13 protein-coding genes are annotated in these 18,329 nt (G+C 47.0%); 12 read left to right on the top strand and 1 reads right to left on the bottom strand.

What is annotated here, in order from left to right; all coding sequences use genetic code 11:
- Positions 1-13: 13 nt before the first annotated feature.
- The 12 genes from lepB to KTH90_RS15520 all read left to right on the top strand — a co-directional run bounded on the left by lepB (position 14) and on the right by KTH90_RS15520 (position 16,531).
- A complete protein-coding gene (lepB, locus tag KTH90_RS25135) occupies positions 14-952 on the top strand; it encodes a signal peptidase I (protein WP_330656039.1) in 939 nt (312 codons plus the stop codon).
- A 12-nt stretch (positions 953-964) separates the two neighbouring features.
- Complete coding sequence (locus tag KTH90_RS15470) at positions 965-1,621, top strand: ribonuclease HII (RefSeq protein ID WP_158352228.1); 657 nt, start codon at positions 965-967, stop codon at positions 1,619-1,621.
- A 119-nt stretch (positions 1,622-1,740) separates the two neighbouring features.
- The gene (locus KTH90_RS15475; protein WP_158352227.1) at positions 1,741-4,662 is read left to right on the top strand and encodes an insulinase family protein; all 2,922 of its coding nucleotides are present in this window, start codon (positions 1,741-1,743) and stop codon (positions 4,660-4,662) included.
- A gap of 105 nt (positions 4,663-4,767) precedes the next feature.
- Complete coding sequence (locus tag KTH90_RS15480; protein WP_158352226.1) at positions 4,768-5,862, top strand: DUF4349 domain-containing protein; 1,095 nt, start codon at positions 4,768-4,770, stop codon at positions 5,860-5,862.
- Positions 5,840-6,751 carry a GTPase Era gene (era, locus tag KTH90_RS15485; RefSeq protein WP_238727020.1) on the top strand — a complete coding sequence of 304 codons (912 nt, stop codon included), beginning with the start codon at positions 5,840-5,842 and terminating at the stop codon, positions 6,749-6,751. Before KTH90_RS15480 ends, era begins: the two co-directional genes overlap by 23 nt.
- Before the next feature lie 170 nt (positions 6,752-6,921).
- Complete coding sequence (locus tag KTH90_RS15490; protein ID WP_158352225.1) at positions 6,922-7,173, top strand: hypothetical protein; 252 nt, start codon at positions 6,922-6,924, stop codon at positions 7,171-7,173.
- Entirely contained in the window at positions 7,112-7,792 is a 681-nt protein-coding gene (gene recO / locus KTH90_RS15495) for a DNA repair protein RecO (RefSeq protein WP_158352224.1), read from the top strand. The genes KTH90_RS15490 and recO overlap by 62 nt, the downstream gene beginning before the upstream one ends.
- Positions 7,793-8,315: 523 nt before the next feature.
- Positions 8,316-8,930 (top strand): hypothetical protein, encoded by a 615-nt coding sequence (locus tag KTH90_RS15500; protein ID WP_158352223.1) that lies wholly within the window; start codon positions 8,316-8,318, stop codon positions 8,928-8,930.
- Between the two features lie 17 nt (positions 8,931-8,947).
- Positions 8,948-10,336, top strand: a complete 1,389-nt coding sequence (locus tag KTH90_RS15505) for a glycine--tRNA ligase (RefSeq protein ID WP_158352222.1) — start codon at positions 8,948-8,950, stop codon at positions 10,334-10,336.
- A 313-nt stretch (positions 10,337-10,649) separates the two neighbouring features.
- On the top strand, positions 10,650-11,423 hold the full coding sequence (locus tag KTH90_RS15510) for a transposase (protein WP_158352221.1): 774 nt from the start codon (positions 10,650-10,652) through the stop codon (positions 11,421-11,423).
- A gap of 407 nt (positions 11,424-11,830) precedes the next feature.
- Positions 11,831-14,452 (top strand): pyruvate, phosphate dikinase, encoded by a 2,622-nt coding sequence (gene ppdK / locus KTH90_RS15515; protein WP_158352220.1) that lies wholly within the window; start codon positions 11,831-11,833, stop codon positions 14,450-14,452.
- Between the two features lie 144 nt (positions 14,453-14,596).
- Positions 14,597-16,531: a hypothetical protein gene (locus KTH90_RS15520; RefSeq protein ID WP_238727021.1), complete on the top strand. Its 1,935-nt coding sequence runs from the start codon at positions 14,597-14,599 to the stop codon at positions 16,529-16,531.
- Here KTH90_RS15520 and KTH90_RS15525 read toward each other — a convergent pair.
- Positions 16,485-18,083, bottom strand: a complete 1,599-nt coding sequence (locus KTH90_RS15525; RefSeq protein WP_158352217.1) for an ABC1 kinase family protein — start codon at positions 18,081-18,083, stop codon at positions 16,485-16,487. The genes KTH90_RS15520 and KTH90_RS15525 overlap by 47 nt on opposite strands.
- Between the last annotated feature and the right edge of the window lie 246 nt (positions 18,084-18,329).

Raw genomic sequence — 18,329 nt, forward strand, 5'->3', positions numbered from 1 at the left:
AGAGGAGAAAAGGATGGCTCAGCAGGGAAGACATTTTAAACAAAAATCCGGAAAGCGCACCAGCAGAATACAAGAAGAGTCCGGCTTCCAGCAGCGCCGGGATGGGAGCGGTGTACCTTTACCGGCGGCGAAGCCGCCGTTAAAACCGAACCCAGAATCAATGTCAAAACCAAAGGCGGAAATAAACGAAGAAACAGAAGTGAACATAAAGGCGGAAATTGCCGGCACGCGGTCAGAGCGATCGAATCCATCCACATCCAGGGCAGGATCCACTTATATGCAGAATACCGTGGAACAGTCAGAAGAGAAATCAAAAGATAGAAAACGTACCTATAATAATGTCGATGAGGAATGGCTGGAGGCGGACTCCCCATCCAGGAGAAAACCCCATAAGAATAAAAAGAGTTCCAGGGGAAGAAGTGTGGTTAAGAGCCTCATCAGCTGGATTCTGTATCTGGCTGTCCTGGTGGGAATCGCGTTTCTTCTGGTTCACTTTGTCGGGCAGCGCACGGAAGTGATCGGCTCGTCGATGGAGCATACGCTATACGATGGAGATAATATCATCGTGGATAAGATATCCTACCGGTTCCACGAACCGGAGCGGTTTGACGTGATCGTGTTTCCCTATCAGCATGAGGAAGACACACACTATATCAAAAGGGTGATTGGTCTGCCCGGAGAGAGTGTCCGGATCGATGAAGAAGGAACTATTTTCATCAACGGGGAAGAGCTTCAGGAATCCTACGGCAGTGAAGTGATCAAGTCTCCGGGGCTGGCTGCGGAAGAGATTCTGCTGGGAACGGATGAGTATTTTGTCCTTGGTGACAACCGGAACGCCAGCGCGGACAGCAGGGATCCCCAGGTGGGAAATGTGAAAAGAGATACGATTGTCGGTAAGGCCTGGCTGAGAATCTGGCCACTGAATAAAATAGAATTTATCAGACACCAATAGAGGCGGTAGAAAATGAATAACGAAGAACGACAGAGAAAAAAAGAGGAAAAACTGGCAAAAGAAATGGCGCGGCTGGAAGAAATGTGCGTGTATGAAAAACAGTATGAGGACAGAGGCTATATCTGTGGAATCGATGAGGTGGGGCGCGGGCCTCTGGCGGGGCCGGTGGTGGCGGCAGCGGTGATTTTACCGAAAGACTGCCGGATTTTGTATGTGAATGACTCCAAAAAACTAAGTGAAAAGAAACGGGAACTTCTCTTTGACGAGATCATGGATCAGGCAGTAGCGGTGGAAGTGGGTTTTGCCAGCCATGAGAGGATCGATAAGATCAATATTTTACAGGCAACCTATGAGGCCATGCGCATGGCGGTAAAAAACCTGAAGGTTCGCCCGGATCTTCTGTTAAATGATGCGGTTACGATACCGGGAATTGACATTGAACAGGTTCCGATTATCAAAGGCGATGCGAAAAGCATATCCATAGCGGCGGCCAGCATTATAGCCAAGGTGACAAGGGACCGGCTGATGGTGGAGTATGACAAGCTGTTTCCTTACTATCATTTTAAAGAAAATAAGGGATACGGGACACAAGTACATAGGGACGCTCTGGAAAAAATCGGGCCCTGTGCCATACATAGAAAGACATTTATCAAAAATTTTGTGGCATAGCCAGAAAACAATATGGCTAAACTATACATTGTTGAGCGGCGAATGCCGCGAACCAGCCCGAAGGGCATGTGTTCGAAATGTCCGGATGGATAAAAAACAGCGTGAAGGGATGGAAATAAATGACAATTCAGGATGTAAAAGCCTATGAAATCTTAGATGACCGGGAGGTGAAGGATCTGAATTCCAGGGGCTTGCTGCTAAAGCATAAAAAAAGCGGAGCCAAGCTGCTGATTTTATCAAATGATGATGAAAACAAGGTATTCAGTATCGGATTCCGTACTCCCCCAGAAGACAGTACCGGCCTGCCCCATATTCTGGAGCATTCCGTCCTGTGCGGTTCCAAAAATTTTCCAGCCAAGGACCCGTTTGTGGAATTGGTGAAGGGATCACTGAATACATTTTTGAATGCCATGACCTACCCGGATAAGACCGTGTACCCGGTGGCCAGCTGTAATGACAAAGATTTTCAGAATCTGATGCATGTATACATGGATGCGGTGTTCTATCCCAATATTTATAAAAAAGAAGAGATATTCAGACAGGAAGGCTGGCACTATGAGCTGGAAAGCGCTGAAGGGCCGCTGAAGGTCAATGGGGTTGTCTATAATGAGATGAAAGGGGCGTTTTCCTCCCCGGAAGATGTTCTGGACCGGGAAGTGCTCCGTTCCCTGTTTCCGGATACCTCTTACGCCAATGAATCCGGAGGGGATCCGGAATTTATCCCGGATCTGACCTATGAACAGTTTTTGGATTTTCATAAAAAATATTATCATCCCACCAACAGCTTCCTGTATCTGTACGGCAACATGGATGTGGCAGAGAAGCTTTACTGGCTGGACCGTGAATATTTGAGCGCGTTTGACGAGGCTCCGGTGGACTCAGCGATCCGGTATCAGAAGCCGTTTGAAAAACCGGTGGAAGTCATCAGGGAATATTCGATCACGGAGGCGGAATCCACGAAGGACCAGACCTATCTTTCCTATAGCACGGTCGTGGACACCAGCCTGAATAAGGAGCTGTATCTGGCGTTTCAGGTGCTGGAGTACGCGTTGTTATCTGCTCCGGGAGCGCCGCTTAAGCAGGCATTGATTGATGCGGGCATCGGTAAGGATGTGATGGGTTCCTACGACGAAGGGGTGTACCAGCCAACCTTCAGCGTGATCTCGAAGAATGCCAACCCGGAGCAGAAGGAGGAGTTCCTTCGGACGATCCGGGATACCCTTTCAGGTATTGTGGAAAAAGGGATGGATAAGCAGGCGCTGCTGGCAGGAATCAATTATTACGAATTTCGTTTCCGGGAGGCAGACTTCGGCAATTATCCGAAGGGACTCATGTATGGGCTGCAGGCCTTTGACAGCTGGCTGTATGATGAGAATCAGCCGTTTATGCACCTGGAAGCACTGGACACGTTCCGGTTTCTGAAGGAGCAGGTAGGCAGAGGCTATTATGAACAGCTGATTCAGAAATATCTGATTGAAAATACCCATGCCTCCGTCGTAATGATCGTTCCCCGCCAGGGACTGACCGCGCAGATGGAACAAAAAACAGCCGATCAGCTGGAAAAATACAGGCAATCCCTGGATGATGCTCGATTACAGCAGATGGTAGAAGATACGGTCCATCTGGAAGAATATCAAAGTGAGGAGACACCTGCGGAGGATTTGGAGAAGATTCCCATGCTGCGCAGAGAAGATATCGGCAGGAAAGCTCAGCCATTGTGCAACGAGGAACAGACACTTTCCGGTACGCCGGTTTTGTATCATGAACTCTTTACCAATGGGATCGCCTATATAAATCTGGTATTTGACACCTGCCATGTGCCGGATGACCTGCTTCCTTATCTGGGACTGTTAAAATCCGTACTGGGGTATATGGATACGGAAAACTACAGCTATGCGGAACTGTTTAACGTGATTAACATCCATTCCGGCGGGATCTATACGGCACTGAACCCCTACGCGGATGTGAAGGATCCGGACCAATACAAAGGTACGCTGCAGGTGAAGGCCAAGGTACTGTATGAAAAGCTGGATTTTGCATTTACCATGATCCGGGAAATCCTGTTTGCCACGGATTTATCAGATGATAAACGACTGTATGAGATCATAGCACAGGTCAAATCCAGACTTCAGATGGGCTTGACCGGCAACGGACATTCAACGGCGGCCATCCGGGCCATGTCCTATTTCTCCCCGTCGGCTTATTTTAACGACTGTGTGGGAGGGATTGGCCTATACCGGCTGGTGGAGAGTATCGAAAGCGACTTTGACGCGCAAAAAGACGGCCTGAAAGAGAAATTGCGTCAGCTGATGCATATGATCTTCCGGCCTGAGAATCTGATGGTAGATTATACGGCGGAGAGAGAAGGCCTGCAGGGACTTGAAGGTGAGATCGGAAAGCTGAGCGCTTTATTATATCAGGACCCGGTGGAGAAATGCAGCCAGCAGTTCCAGGTAAACGCAAGGAATGAAGGCTTCAAGACTTCCGCGCAGGTGCAATATGTAGCCAGAGCCGGAAACTTCGTACGCAGAGGTTATGAATATACGGGAGCTTTGAAAATATTAAAAGTGATACTGAGCTATGACTATCTGTGGATCAATATCCGGGTAAAAGGCGGCGCGTACGGATGTATGAGCGGGTTTAACCGGGTGGGAGACGGATATCTGGTGTCTTACCGGGATCCGAACCTGGAGAAAACTAATGGGATCTTCGAGGGAACCGCGGAATTTGTGAAGAATTTTACGGTCAGTGACCGGGATATGACAAAATATATCATCGGTACCATCGGGGATTTGGACAGCCCCCTGACTCCCTCATCTAAGGGAAACCGTTCCATGACGGCGTACCTGAGCAATCTGACATACGAGGATATACAAAAGGAGCGGGAGCAGGTACTGACAGCGACGGAGGAGAGTATCCGGGATCTGGCCGGAATCATCGAAGCGGTCCTGGCCGACGGCGATATCTGTGTTCTTGGAAATGAAACACGGTTAGAAGAGCAAAAGGAGATGTTTGCAACTTTATGTAATCTGTTTTCCTGATTCGATCCGGTCATGTAGGAATGGAAACCCGGAGCTTGAAGCCAGGCTTCTGATGGAAGAGTGAAGTCGGAGCCTGACCGGCTCCCGATTAAAGGAGGATGCGGTATGAAAAAGCGATGTCTGGCAATTGTGGGTAGTGTAGCGTTAGGCCTGATGATGCTTGCAGGATGTGGTTCCAAGTCCAGTTCTTCAGTGCAAAATGAGTATGCCAATGCAAAGTCTTCCGCGGCTTACGATGCCGCAGCACCGGCCCAGGGAACCGGAGAGGCGGCGGAAATGCCGGCTGCCGGGCAGGAAGAGGGGCAGGCGCAGGAGGTATCTGAGAGCGCGGCCGAAAGCAGAAAACTGATCAAAACCGTATATCTGGATATGGAGACCCGCAATTTTGACGAAATGATCACCAATATTTCGAAAAAGGTTGAGGAACTGGGAGGATATCTGGAACATTCTCAGGTGCAGGGGAACGGTTACGGCCAGGAAAACGGCAGGCGTTATGCCAGTATGGTGGCACGCGTCCCGGTAGCTAAACTGAATGGTTTTGTAGAGCAGGTATCCGGGATGGGAAATGTCACGAATAAGCAGGAATCCATTGAGGATGTGACATTGTCATATGTGGATATCGAGAGCAGGATCAATGCGCTGAAAGTAGAGCAGCAGCGCCTGACGGAGCTGCTCGCCCAGGCGGAGAGTGTGGATGCGATCATCGCGCTGGAGAGCAGGCTGTCGGAAGTGCGCTACGAGCTGGAGTCTTATGAATCCCAGCTCCGTACATATGATAATCAAGTGGATTACAGTACCGTCACCATGAATATCCAGGAGGTAGAGCGGATCACCCAGACGAAGCAGGATACAGTGCTGGAGCGGATCAGCAGCGGTCTGTCGGATAATTTCTATGATCTGGGCCAGGGGCTTTTGAATTTCTTCATTTGGTTGGTGATATCGCTGCCCTATATATTACTTTTAGCAGTGATCGGACTGATCGTTTGGTTTGTACTGCATATTTCAACCCGCAGGCATAGAAAGAAAATGGAAGCCCGCAGGGAGAACATGCAGCATCAGCGGCCAATGGCTCCACAGGGTCAGGCACGGGGAGGAAGGCAGCCCGAGCCGCAGAAACAAGAACCTGACTTCACACCGGAAGCGGTAATTCCAAATAAAACAGATAAAGAGAAGGAAAATGATGGAGAATCAAAATTATAAATCTGGATTTGTAACGCTGGTCGGCCGGCCCAATGTAGGAAAATCAACATTAATGAATCGGTTGATCGGTCAGAAGATCGCGATCACGTCCAAGAAGCCCCAGACCACCAGGAACAGAATACAGACGGTATATACCAGTGAAAAGGGACAAATCGTGTTCGTAGACACACCGGGCATTCACAAAGCTAAGAACAAACTGGGCGAATACATGGTCCGGGTAGCGGAGCGGACCTTTGACGAAGTGGACGTGATCCTCTGGCTGGTAGAACCCACCACATTTATCGGAGCAGGGGAACAGCATATCGCCCGCCAGCTGGCTGGCGCGCGAGTGCCGGTAATTCTGGTGATCAATAAGACCGACTCGGTAAAAAAAGAAGAGATATTAAAAGCCATAGACGCGTACCGGAAAATTCTGGATTTTGCGGAAATCGTTCCAGCCAGCGCATTAAAAGGAGATAACACGGATACAATCATTGATGTGATCTACCAATATCTGCCCTATGGCCCCCAGTTCTTTGACGAAGATACCATCACGGATCAGCCCATGCGCCAGATCGTGGCAGAGCTGATCCGGGAAAAAGCTCTCAACAGCCTGGACGAGGAGATTCCCCATGGAATCGCTGTGTCCATAGAAAAGATGAAGGACCGGGGCAGGAATCTGGTAGATATCGAGGCGACCATTATCTGCGAGCGGGATTCCCACAAGGGGATCATTATCGGTAAAAGCGGCGTCATGTTAAAAAAGATTGGGAGTGCGGCCCGTTATGAGATAGAGCAGATGCTGGAAAAGAAAGTAAATCTGCAGCTCTGGGTAAAGGTCAAAAAAGACTGGCGGGACAGCGATTTCCTGATCAAAAATTTCGGCTATGATAAATCTGAAAATAAATAGAGTTTCGCTTAAAAAACCCTCCGCGTGCTAAGGCCGTGCAAGTGACATATTACAAAGATTGTCAAGGGTATTTTTAAAAAAATAACTGGTAGTTTTATTCAGTATATCCTGACGCAATTCGGAGAATCTAAAAGTATACAGGAACTTACTATACAAAAGGGGGATTCGATATGCGTTGCGAGGAAGGCTGGAATCGATTCAAAAATACCGGAAGCATTTATGATTATCTGCGGTATAAAGCTATAAAGCTCCCGCAGGAGACGGTAAACACGGCCATGACGAATACGGCCACGGCAAATACAGCTATGTCAAATACGGCAGCTGTAAATACGGCGGGAAGCCGGGCAGGTGACGGCAGTTATGAGACAGCCAATAACTATGACAGGTATGGTACTGTCAGCGTTCCCTATGGGGGAGTTTGATAAACGTCTAGTAATACTTACAAAGGAAAGAGGAAAGATTACTGCATTTGCGAGAGGCGCCAGGAGACAGAACAGCGTCCTGCTGGCAGCGACCAATCCTTTTTCTTTTGGCATGTTTACATTTTTTGAAGGAAGAAATGCATATACTTTAACACAGGCGCAGATCAGCAATTATTTTACCGAACTCTCCCAGGATCTGGAGGGAGCCTGCTATGGGTTCTATTTTATGGAATTCGCGGATTATTATACACGGGAAAACAACGATGAGGTGCAGATGTTAAAACTGCTTTATCAGTCCCTTCGGGCTCTCCTTAACGAACATATTCCAAACAGGCTTGTCCGGTACATATTTGAAATCAAAGCCATGGTCGTGAACGGAGAGTTCCCCGGAATCCGCGAGGATCTAGCCCTAAGTGAGGCAGCCAGATACACGGCTCAGTTTATCCAGGCCTCCCCGGTAGAAAAGCTATATACGTTCACCGTATCAGACCAGGTATTGAACGAACTGGCCAAAATGATGAAGCGTTACCTGTCCCTTTATATAGACCGGACGTTCAAATCCCTCAAAATCCTGGAACAGTGCACAGATTACAATCCTCCCCAGAATCCTGTTTCTTAGGATACGGGAAAGGTCAGGAGTAAGAACTATGGTAGGCTGAAACAGTTCATGAAACCCGGCCAGTTATAACGCAGGGAGGAGATGGAAGCGGCGGGAGCTTGGGGGAGCGGCGGCAAATCCCGTGGGGCCAAATCGCTTGAGGCCGGGTCTTAGAACGAGTTACGCAGAAGAGGACGAAACCTCACAGGACCCGAGGCACTGTTTGAGCCTCTTTCCGGCGAGTTTGCCCCGGGTCCTGCTAATCAGAGGTTTCATCCTCTTCGGAGTTACTCATTCTTAGACCCGGTCGAAGCGATTTGGCCCACGAGATTTGCCGCCGCTCCCCCTAGTCCCCGCCGCTTCCATCTCCTCCCGTCCCTCCGTCCCCGTCCCACAGCACCAGATGGGAATAATTATTTGTTGAAATTAAAGGGGATAGAGGGTATAATAGACGGGAGTTATCGCTGCGCGGCCCGCCGCGGGCGAAGGGTTTCGTAAAAGAAGCTCTATTTTTAAAGAAAGCGGATTACTAGGAGGAATGGACATGAGAAAATGGTGTTTGGCACTGGCCATCCTGATGACCTGTGTTTTTACTGCCGGATGCTCTGCAAAATTATCGGACCTTAATGAAGATACTGTTTACATACAGAAGAAGGGTCAGATCACCGGAGTGATTGTGGAGGATTTTACAAAACAATACTACGACGCAGAGGAACTGCAGAATATGCTGAACCAGGAGATAATCGATTATAATACGGAAAGCGGCGAAGAGTGTGTGACCCTGCAAAGTTACGAGGTCAAGGATGGAATCGTGAGGGTTCTAATCGATTATGCTGACGCAGACTGCTATGGAAAATTTAACGGAGTGGACTTCTTTGCGGGCCTGTATCCTGGCATCGAAGAATTTGAGCTGCCGGATACGATGATAAACGTGAAGGACAACAGCAGCGTGTCCATGGCGGAAGTACAGAGTGAAGCGGAGGAAAAAGGATACCATGCGGCTGTCGTATCGGAAAAGACCGATGTAAAAGTGACATCCAGAATACTCTATACCAGTGAAAATATGGAACTGATTGATAAAACCACGGCGAGAGTTGTAGTTGACGGGACGGATGAGGATAAAGATACAAAAGATTTAGCTTTTATTATTTATAAATAAGAGGAGATAGTGCAGAAATGGAAAAGACAATGGAAAAAATCGTAGCCCTGGCAAAAGCGAGAGGATTTGTATATCCGGGATCGGAGATCTATGGAGGCCTGGCGAACACCTGGGATTATGGTAATCTGGGCGTGGAGTTAAAGAATAATGTGAAAAAGGCCTGGTGGCAGAAATTCATCCAGGAAAATCCTTATAATGTGGGTGTGGACTGTGCGATTCTGATGAATCCCCAGACCTGGGTGGCATCCGGACATCTGGGAGGCTTTTCTGATCCGCTGATGGACTGCAAAGAGTGCCATGAACGTTTCCGCGCGGATAAGATAATAGAGGATTACAACCAGGCGAATGGCATTGAGATCGAGGGCGCTGTGGACGCCTGGTCCCAGACACAGATGAAGGAATACATCGAGGAGCACAACATCGTCTGCCCCAGCTGCGGAAAGCATAATTTTACGGATATCCGTCAGTTCAACCTGATGTTCAAGACTTTCCAGGGGGTTACCGAGGATGCCAAGAATACGGTTTACCTGCGTCCGGAGACTGCACAGGGTATATTTGTAAACTTCAAGAATGTACAGAGGACTTCACGCAAGAAGATCCCGTTTGGTATCGGCCAGATCGGAAAATCCTTCCGTAATGAGATTACACCCGGAAACTTTACCTTCCGGACCAGGGAATTTGAACAGATGGAGCTGGAATTTTTCTGTGAACCGGATACGGATCTGGAGTGGTTCGTTTATTGGAAACAGTTCTGTATCGACTGGCTGAAAGCCCTTGGTATGAAGGAAGAAGAGATGCGGGTTCGGGATCACGACAAAGAAGAGTTGTCCTTCTACAGCAAAGCGACCACCGATATTGAGTTCTTATTCCCCTTCGGATGGGGCGAACTGTGGGGAGTCGCGGACCGTACCGACTACGATTTAACCCAGCATCAGAATACCTCCGGCGAAGATATGTCTTACTTCGACGATGAAAAGAAAGCAAAATATGTGCCCTATGTCATCGAGCCTTCCCTGGGAGCGGACCGTGTGGTCCTGGCTTTCCTGTGCGGAGCCTACGATGAAGAGGAGCTGGAAGGCGGAGATAAGCGTACCGTCCTGCATTTCCACCCGGCTTTGGCTCCCGTCAAGATCGGCGTGCTCCCCCTGTCCAAGAAGCTGGGAGAGGGTGCGGAAAAGATTTACCAGGAATTGAGCAAATACTATAACTGCGAATACGATGACCGTGGGAATATCGGTAAGCGCTACCGCCGTCAGGATGAGATCGGAACTCCGTTCTGCATTACCTACGATTTCGACTCCGAGACCGATGGCGCAGTAACGGTCCGTGACCGCGACACCATGGCTCAGGAACGTATCCGAATCGAAGACCTGAAACAATACTTTGAGGAAAAGCTCAGATTCTAAACAAAAGGGGACATGTCCATTCCAGTTTGGGACATGTCCATTTCGGTCTGGGACATGTCCAAACCGTCTTGTTTAAATCGTCCGCCGATATCGAACTTTCTGTCGATTGTACTATGTTACGGTATATTTATGAAGCTGTGATTGTGAACCAGCGAGCGGAAGGCGGTTTGGGATATGCCCGTTAACGGTATATTTCATATTATAATGAAATCTGTAATTGATTCATCCATTCTTTAACCAGCAGATAATACTTATATTTCTCCCGGCAGATTTGCAGAGCGGCATATTTTTACGCTCTGTCTTATAAAAGGAGATGATACGTATGGCTCGAACCGCACGGCCTGTCAGTAGAACAGGAATTTATCATGTGATGATGCGGGGAGTTAATAAGGAAGCGGTCTTTTCAGAAGATTCTGACAAAAAAGTATTAAGGCAGTTATTTTATGCCAAAGAAAGTAAGCTGGAAGTAGTGATCTACAGCTACTGTATTATGAATAATCATTTCCATATGCTGATACAATGCCCAATGGAAAATCTCTCGGAATTTTTCCATCTTGCAGTCGGTGCTTATGCCGTTTATTACAATAAAACAAAAGGCAGATCCGGTCATGTTTTTGATAACCGGTACAAAAGCGAGTGCGTCGAAGAGGAAAGCTATTTCTGGAATTGTCTGCGTTATATCCATAATAATCCCTGCAAAGCCGGTTTGGCTGAAATTCCACATCAATATTTCTATAGCAGCTTTCAAGAATATTTGAATCAAAAGTCTTATATTATACATCCCAAAGCGATACGATTATACAGACAGCATTTTTTATCTGAGAAAGAATTCAGTGAGTTCCATCAATCTAATAGTTTGGATCGTTTTTTAGATACGCAAGAGGATATGCTCCGGCAGCAGACGGAGATAGGACATATTTTATTGCGGAATGTGACGGAGGAAGAAAAAATACCTGCCGGTGAAAATATCTGGATGAACAGCAAGGTAAAAAGAGTTTTTTGCGAAAGATTGATTGAAGTATTAGGAATCTCGAAAGACAAAGCAAATGCATTGATGAAAAGGATTATATTTGATGAAATATGTTAAGAATCAGAAAGAATAATTAAATTCTAGAAATATCTGAAATTCAAGGTTTATGTTACTAAGTCTAATTGCCGGGAATTACTGTATTCTAAAGTTAGGATGAATGAAATAGGACCCGAATGATACAAAAGTACCAAATGGACATGTCCCAGACTGGAATGGACATGTCCCAGACTGGAATGGACATGTCCCAGACTGGAATGGACATGTCCCAAACCGAAATGGACATGTCCCCAATTGATACAAATGTCCTGCAAAAAATGCAGGGCTGTCCGAAAAAAGTTATTGAATTCTGAAATTATTATGTTACAATGAATATGTGCGCTTATTGGACAGGTGCATAATACTGCCAATATAGAACTTTTTTCAGTTCTATACAAATATACAATATTTTAGGAGGAATTAAGAAAATGGCAAAATGGGTTTATTTATTCAAAGAAGGTAATGCCGACATGAGAAACCTTCTTGGTGGAAAAGGTGCCAACTTAGCTGAGATGACAAATCTCGGTCTGCCGATTCCGCAGGGTTTCACTGTAACGACAGAAGCTTGTACGGAATACTATAACAGCGGCAAGAAGATTACAGACGAGATTCAGAATCAGATCTTTGAGTCACTTGCATGGCTGGAAGAGCATCAGGGTAAGAAATTCGGTGACACGGAAGATCCGTTATTGGTTTCTGTACGTTCCGGTGCGCGTGCATCCATGCCGGGTATGATGGATACGATCCTGAACCTGGGCTTAAATGATGTGGCAGTAGAAGGCTTCGCTAAGAAAACAGGCAATGCCAGATTTGCATACGACTCTTACAGAAGATTTATTCAGATGTTCTCCGACGTTGTTATGGAGATTCCCAAGTCTCATTTCGAGAGAATCTTAGATCAGGAAAAAGAGAAGAAAGGTGCGAAATTCGATACCGATCTGACCGCTGATGATCTGAAAGAAATCATTAATCTGTTCAAGAATATCTACAAAGATGCCATGGGAGAGGAATTCCCTCAGGATCCCAAGGTACAGTTGATGGAAGCTGTAAAAGCTGTGTTCCGTTCCTGGGACAACCCTCGTGCCATTGTATACAGAAGAATGAATGACATCCCTGGTGACTGGGGAACCGCTGTCAACGTACAGTGCATGGTATTCGGTAACATGGGTAATACCTCCGGTACCGGTGTTGCATTTACCCGTAACCCTTCCACCGGAGCCAGAGGTATCTATGGTGAATACCTGATCAACGCTCAGGGTGAGGACGTGGTTGCCGGTGTTCGTACACCTCAGCCGATTACCAAGCTGGAGCAGGATATGCCTGAGTGCTATGAGCAGTTCATGGCGATCGCCAACAAACTGGAAGACCACTACAGAGATATGCAGGACATGGAATTTACCATCCAGGAAGGGAAATTATACTTCCTGCAGACCCGTAACGGTAAGAGAACCGCTCCGGCTGCTATTCAGATCGCCTGCGACCTGGTAGACGAAGGTAAAATCACTCCGGAAGAAGCAGTTATCAGAATTGAAGCAAAATCCCTGGATCAGTTGCTGCATCCGACTTTTGATAAAGATGCGTTAAAAGCTGGAAAAGTAATTGGCTCCGCTCTGCCGGCATCCCCTGGCGCAGCAGCAGGTAAAGTATACTTCACAGCTGATGAAGCAAAAGCTGCTCATGAGAAAGGGGAAAGAGTTGTCCTGGTTCGTCTGGAGACCTCTCCGGAAGATATCGAGGGTATGCACGCAGCAGAAGGTATCCTGACCGTTCGCGGCGGTATGACCTCCCATGCAGCTGTTGTTGCCCGTGGTATGGGAACCGCTTGTGTATCCGGATGCGGCGAGATCAGCATCAATGAAGAAGCCAAAGTATTTGAATTAGGCGGAGAGACCATCCATGAGGGAGATTATATTTCCTTAGACGGTTCTACCGGAAATATCTACTTAGGCGATATCAAGACGGTAGAAGCTTCCGTAGGCGGAAACTTTGCCAGAATAATGGAGTGGGCTGACCAGTTCAGAACACTGAAAGTTCGTACCAACGCAGATACTCCTGCAGATACACTGAATGCTGTAAAATTAGGTGCGGAAGGTATCGGCCTTTGCCGTACCGAGCATATGTTCTTTGAGCCGGAAAGAATTCCGAAGATCCGTAAGATGATCCTTTCCGACAGCGTAGAAGCCAGAGAAGAAGCTCTGAATGAGCTGATTCCTTTCCAGAAAAGCGACTTCAAGGCTATGTATGAAGCACTGGAAGGACGGCCGATGACCGTTCGTTACCTGGATCCCCCGCTTCATGAGTTCGTTCCCACCTCTGCCGAGGATATCGCAGCTCTGGCAGCAGACATGGGCCTGACTCCTGAGCAGGTTAAGGCAAAATGCGACGAACTGCATGAGTTCAACCCGATGATGGGCCACAGAGGCTGCCGTCTGGCTGTTACTTATCCGGAAATCGCTAAGATGCAGACCAGAGCCGTAATGGAAGCAGCCATTGAAGTGAAGGCAGAAAAAGGTTATGATATCGTTCCTGAAATCATGATCCCTCTGGTAGGCGAGAAGAAAGAGTTAAAATTCGTCAAAGACGTTGTTGTAGAGACAGCAGAAGCTGTTAAGAAGGAAAAAGGCTCTGATATCGAGTACCACATCGGTACCATGATCGAGATCCCCAGAGCTGCTCTGTTAGCAGATGAGATCGCTGAGGAAGCAGAATTCTTCTCCTTCGGAACCAATGACTTAACCCAGATGACCTTCGGTTTCTCCCGTGATGACGCCGGCAAGTTCCTGGATGCTTATTACAAGGCTAAAATCTATGAATCCGATCCTTTCGCAAGACTGGATCAGTCAGGTGTTGGCAAGCTTGTGAAGATGGCAGCTGAAAAAGGACGCGCAACCCGTCCGGAACTGAAGCTGGGAATCTGCGGCGAGCACGGCGGAGATCCTTCTTCCGTAGAGTTCTGCCATAAGATTGGCCTGAACTATGTATCCTGCTCACCTTTCCGTGTACCGATCGCAAGGCTGGCAGCGGCTCAGGCAGCACTGAACAATAAATAAAAATAAGAGTTAGAGATAGGGGTTCCGGCTGTCAGGCCGGGCCCCTTTTTAAAGTTTAGCTGCTAATTTGACAGTTCCCGTGGCAGACAGAAGCCGGATTCATGATTCCAATTATAAATTACAGGAAGATAAGAGCATATCAAAATGAAATACGAGTACATAAATTCAGCCAAATACAACTTAGCCACTATAAAAAAAGCATTTGAAAATGAGAGCCGGAACGATTTTTTCCGGATTTGTAAAATTTTAAAATTTACCATTCATCCATATCCGGGACCGCAGAAAAATAAGAAAAAAATAGAGGAACTGGATCGTTGGCTTAAGGAAAGATTGACAGATGACGAAATCAGGATCTGGAACCGGTTTCTGCAGGAATCCGGCTATATCAATCTGTTATACAAAGATTTATACTCAGATGAAGAATATGAGGAGGCGAATGCGCTAGATGGGACAAGGGAGCTTTCCGCCTACCTGATGTTTGTTGAATATTATCTCAGTTCCCTTTTGAATTCGGAGATGGGACGAAACGATCTGAATGATCAGCTTGGAATTCAGAGCGATTTAGGGGCGATACCGGATGTCAATGAACGACTGCTCTATTACGGAGAGCTGTTCGATAATGTCTGTATTGAAATCAAAAATGCGTTAGAATATATCGCAGTCTACAAAAACCACAACCAGATCTGTGATAAAATCGACTCGAAAGATATCATCAAGGCAAAAGGGCATTTGCTATCGGTCATGAAAAAAAATATAATAGATCAGATCGTAGAAAGCTGGCAATTTGGCGATCCTCATTTCACCATGGATCAGGATGTGTTCCAATGTGAAAATGATACTTGGGGCAGGATAATCCGGACTTATTGGGAGATGAGAGAACGCAGCACTTATATAACAAGCATGCTGGCAGATGAGCAATATCCGGTCAACTCGGAAAACGAAGAGCGGCATGAATTTGACAGGACGAATTTTATATTACAGAGGCAATTATACGCGGATTTATCCGACTGCCGTTGTGAGATCGTAGGAAAAGAGGGAGAGAATAGAACCGTAAAAATACAGGATTTGATCAAGGCCTATGCCCGCTTAAAAACCATATGCAAAAATCATTTAAAAACCAGAAAGATAGAAAATTTAAACGGGGATATGCGGCAAGTCTGTGTACAGATAAAAAAGAGAGAGCTCATGCAGGAATTTGCGGAGTTGGAGTTGGATGACCTGGACTGTGTGTTGCGGTTATTGACCTATGGAAAAGCAAAAGATCTGATGGATGCGCCGCTTATTGCCGGTGGGAAATATTATTATATGGTTCCCAGTCTGGTTGCCGAGCTGCAGATATCGGAAGTAATATTATCTATTGCAAATGGATTCCGTTTCCGGGGAAAAGCGTTGGAACACCATCTGTTCCGTTTGCTGAAAGAAGAAAATATCACATGCGGCAGAATAAAAAGACATGAGAGTTCGGATACATACGAATGTGACAGTGTATTTGTTCTGGAAAATTGTCTGTTCATAGTGGAAGCGAAAGCATGGGGGTTTCCGGCAAATATCACACAGTATTATAATATGAATAAGAAAATGATAGAGGCTGGCAGACAGATTAACCGGTTGTATGAATACATCCGGCTTCATTTAACGGATGTATTGTGTGAGCTGGGATTGGGAGAAGATTATAACATTAGTCATATCTATAGAATCATTCTGAGCAATTTTCAAAGAGCGGATGAGCAGGAATTAGAAAACATATTTTTATGTGATTTCAATTGTTTCCGGGGCATTCTTAAGGGGATACCAAGTGGTGTCCTGATAAAAGAGCTCAGGAATGAAAAACTTTTAAAGGTAGCAATCGAACCAAACAGAAACTCTAAAATAACGGCAGAAGCGTTGGTCAATTATTTACAACAGAATGAATTGTTGGGGTTGACTCAAAATATATTATACGAAAAAGAATACTGCGAGCCGCTCCATAACCTGCGTATAAAGAAAAAATATCTGGAACGTAAGCTGCCGTTGGCTATGGTATGGCCGCAGCCTATTTCTTCGGCCGGATCAGAATGCGGAAGAGCAGGTACAAGATAAGACATGCGGACAGCCCGAAGCCGATCCAGGACAGCCACGGAATGCCCAGAGGGGCAGGCCGTAAATTGGTCATACACAAAATACAAGCCCCCAGTATCAGCGCGGCCACAAGAATACTAAGCGTCAGATAGCCTGTGGAATTGTGGAAGATCCTTTGCATTTCCAGGGAATCAGTGAGCTCCAGATTGATTTTCGTCTGCCCGTTTTTAGTGATATTCAACAGATCGGACAGCTGGGCGGGAATCTCCAGGGATTTTCCCATGGACAGATAGAGCTGCCTTGCATTGCGCCCCAGTTCTTTTTTCAGATCCAGATCCTGAAAGAGAAGGGAGGTCATATGCGTTGAGAGGATCTGGAACATATTCACATCCGGGGAACAGGCGCAGAGCAGTCCTTCCATGGTAATGATACTGCGGCCCAGCAGTGTAATATCCGAGGGCATCCCGATCCTGTGGGCCTTCACCAGGTCCAGCAGGCTCTCGATCAACCGGCCCAGATCCATACTGCCCAGATCCATGGTCAGATACCGGCTGACGATGTCGTCGATATCCGTATAAAGCCTGGTGTGATTGATCCGCTCTTTCGGCTCACCCAGACTTAGCAGTACATTTTTCAGTTCGTAGATGTCATTTTTTAAAACAGCCAGAATTGCCCGTTTAAACAGCTGTTTATGATTTTCAGAAAGCTGTCCCATCATTCCCAGATCCAGCCATGCGATCTGACCGCCGTCCACACGCAGATTGCCCGGATGAGGGTCAGCGTGAAAGAAACCGTCTTCTAAAATCTGTTTACAATAATTTTCTGCGGTTTTTTCACCAATCTCCCGCATATCATATCCCAGCCTGGAAAGGTCCGGTATCTGGTCGATCTGTACGCCGTCGATATAGCTCATGACCAGCAGGTGCGGGGTCGTCAGCTCATGATTCACCAAAGGACAGGTCACATAGACGATTTCCTTTTGGTTCTCCCGAAACCGGTCACAGTTCGCGGCCTCCTTGAGAAAGTCCATCTCTTCCTGGGAGGTTTTCCAAAGTTCATCAATCACCATCCGAAAATCGATCAGATCTCCGGTTCCGATCGTAAATTTCAGCAAAGTGACGGCTTTTCGCATCAGGGCGATATCATTTGCCATAATTTCCCGGATGTGCGGGCGCTGGACTTTCACCACCACCCGCTCCCCCGATTTTAATGTGGCAGGGTGCACCTGCGCGATGGAGGCGGAACCAAGCGGCTTCGGATCGATGGCGGAAAATACCTCCGGTACCGGGCGGCCGAGTTCTGTTTCCATGATCTCCCGGATGGTCTCGTAGGGCAGTGGACGGACCTCTGTGCGAAGTCTGGTCAGCTCCCGGCAATAGGCTTCCGGAAGGATGTCAGAGCGCATAGACATAATCTGGCCCAGCTTCACATAGGTGGGGCCCAGATCTTCCAGGATCTCCCGCAGCTTTACAGGCTGTAATCCGCGGGTGATATGATGTTTTTTTAAAACCCCCAGGATTTCCGTCAGACGGTTTCCGGAAGGCCGCTCGTGTAATACTGCAGAATCCGACATAGGCAAACTTTTCTCCATACTTCATATCTTTAGCTTAGTATAACACACTCTTGAGAAAAGTCTGTCCGTTCTGCGCAGATTTATAAAAATTTAAGATATCTACGGTTTGAATATAGCTTATAAATAATATAGGAGGACTGGGAATCATATCCAGATAGGGAATCGTATCCTTGACGGTAAATACCGGAAAGTCTATAATAGAGAAAATCTGTTGCAGGTGGAACAGTATCTGACACGGGTAGAGGA

Source organism: Diplocloster modestus, assembly GCF_019042245.1.
In the GTDB taxonomy this organism is placed as follows: domain Bacteria; phylum Bacillota; class Clostridia; order Lachnospirales; family Lachnospiraceae; genus Diplocloster; species Diplocloster modestus.

What these genes read in the sequence shown, in the direction of transcription:
- KTH90_RS15505 (WP_158352222.1), top strand. Translation starts at nt 8,948, where the DNA reads ATGGAAAAGACAATGGAAAAAATCGTAGCCCTGGCAAAAGCGAGAGGA.
- KTH90_RS15500 (WP_158352223.1), top strand. Translation starts at nt 8,316, where the DNA reads ATGAGAAAATGGTGTTTGGCACTGGCCATCCTGATGACCTGTGTTTTT.
- KTH90_RS15480 (WP_158352226.1), top strand. Translation starts at nt 4,768, where the DNA reads ATGAAAAAGCGATGTCTGGCAATTGTGGGTAGTGTAGCGTTAGGCCTG.
- KTH90_RS15510 (WP_158352221.1), top strand. Translation starts at nt 10,650, where the DNA reads ATGATACGTATGGCTCGAACCGCACGGCCTGTCAGTAGAACAGGAATT.
- KTH90_RS15525 (WP_158352217.1), bottom strand. Translation starts at nt 18,083, where the DNA reads ATGTCGGATTCTGCAGTATTACACGAGCGGCCTTCCGGAAACCGTCTG.
- KTH90_RS15490 (WP_158352225.1), top strand. Translation starts at nt 6,922, where the DNA reads ATGCGTTGCGAGGAAGGCTGGAATCGATTCAAAAATACCGGAAGCATT.
- KTH90_RS15520 (WP_238727021.1), top strand. Translation starts at nt 14,597, where the DNA reads ATGAAATACGAGTACATAAATTCAGCCAAATACAACTTAGCCACTATA.
- era (WP_238727020.1), top strand. Translation starts at nt 5,840, where the DNA reads ATGATGGAGAATCAAAATTATAAATCTGGATTTGTAACGCTGGTCGGC.
- ppdK (WP_158352220.1), top strand. Translation starts at nt 11,831, where the DNA reads ATGGCAAAATGGGTTTATTTATTCAAAGAAGGTAATGCCGACATGAGA.
- recO (WP_158352224.1), top strand. Translation starts at nt 7,112, where the DNA reads ATGAGACAGCCAATAACTATGACAGGTATGGTACTGTCAGCGTTCCCT.
- KTH90_RS15475 (WP_158352227.1), top strand. Translation starts at nt 1,741, where the DNA reads ATGACAATTCAGGATGTAAAAGCCTATGAAATCTTAGATGACCGGGAG.
- lepB (WP_330656039.1), top strand. Translation starts at nt 14, where the DNA reads ATGGCTCAGCAGGGAAGACATTTTAAACAAAAATCCGGAAAGCGCACC.
- KTH90_RS15470 (WP_158352228.1), top strand. Translation starts at nt 965, where the DNA reads ATGAATAACGAAGAACGACAGAGAAAAAAAGAGGAAAAACTGGCAAAA.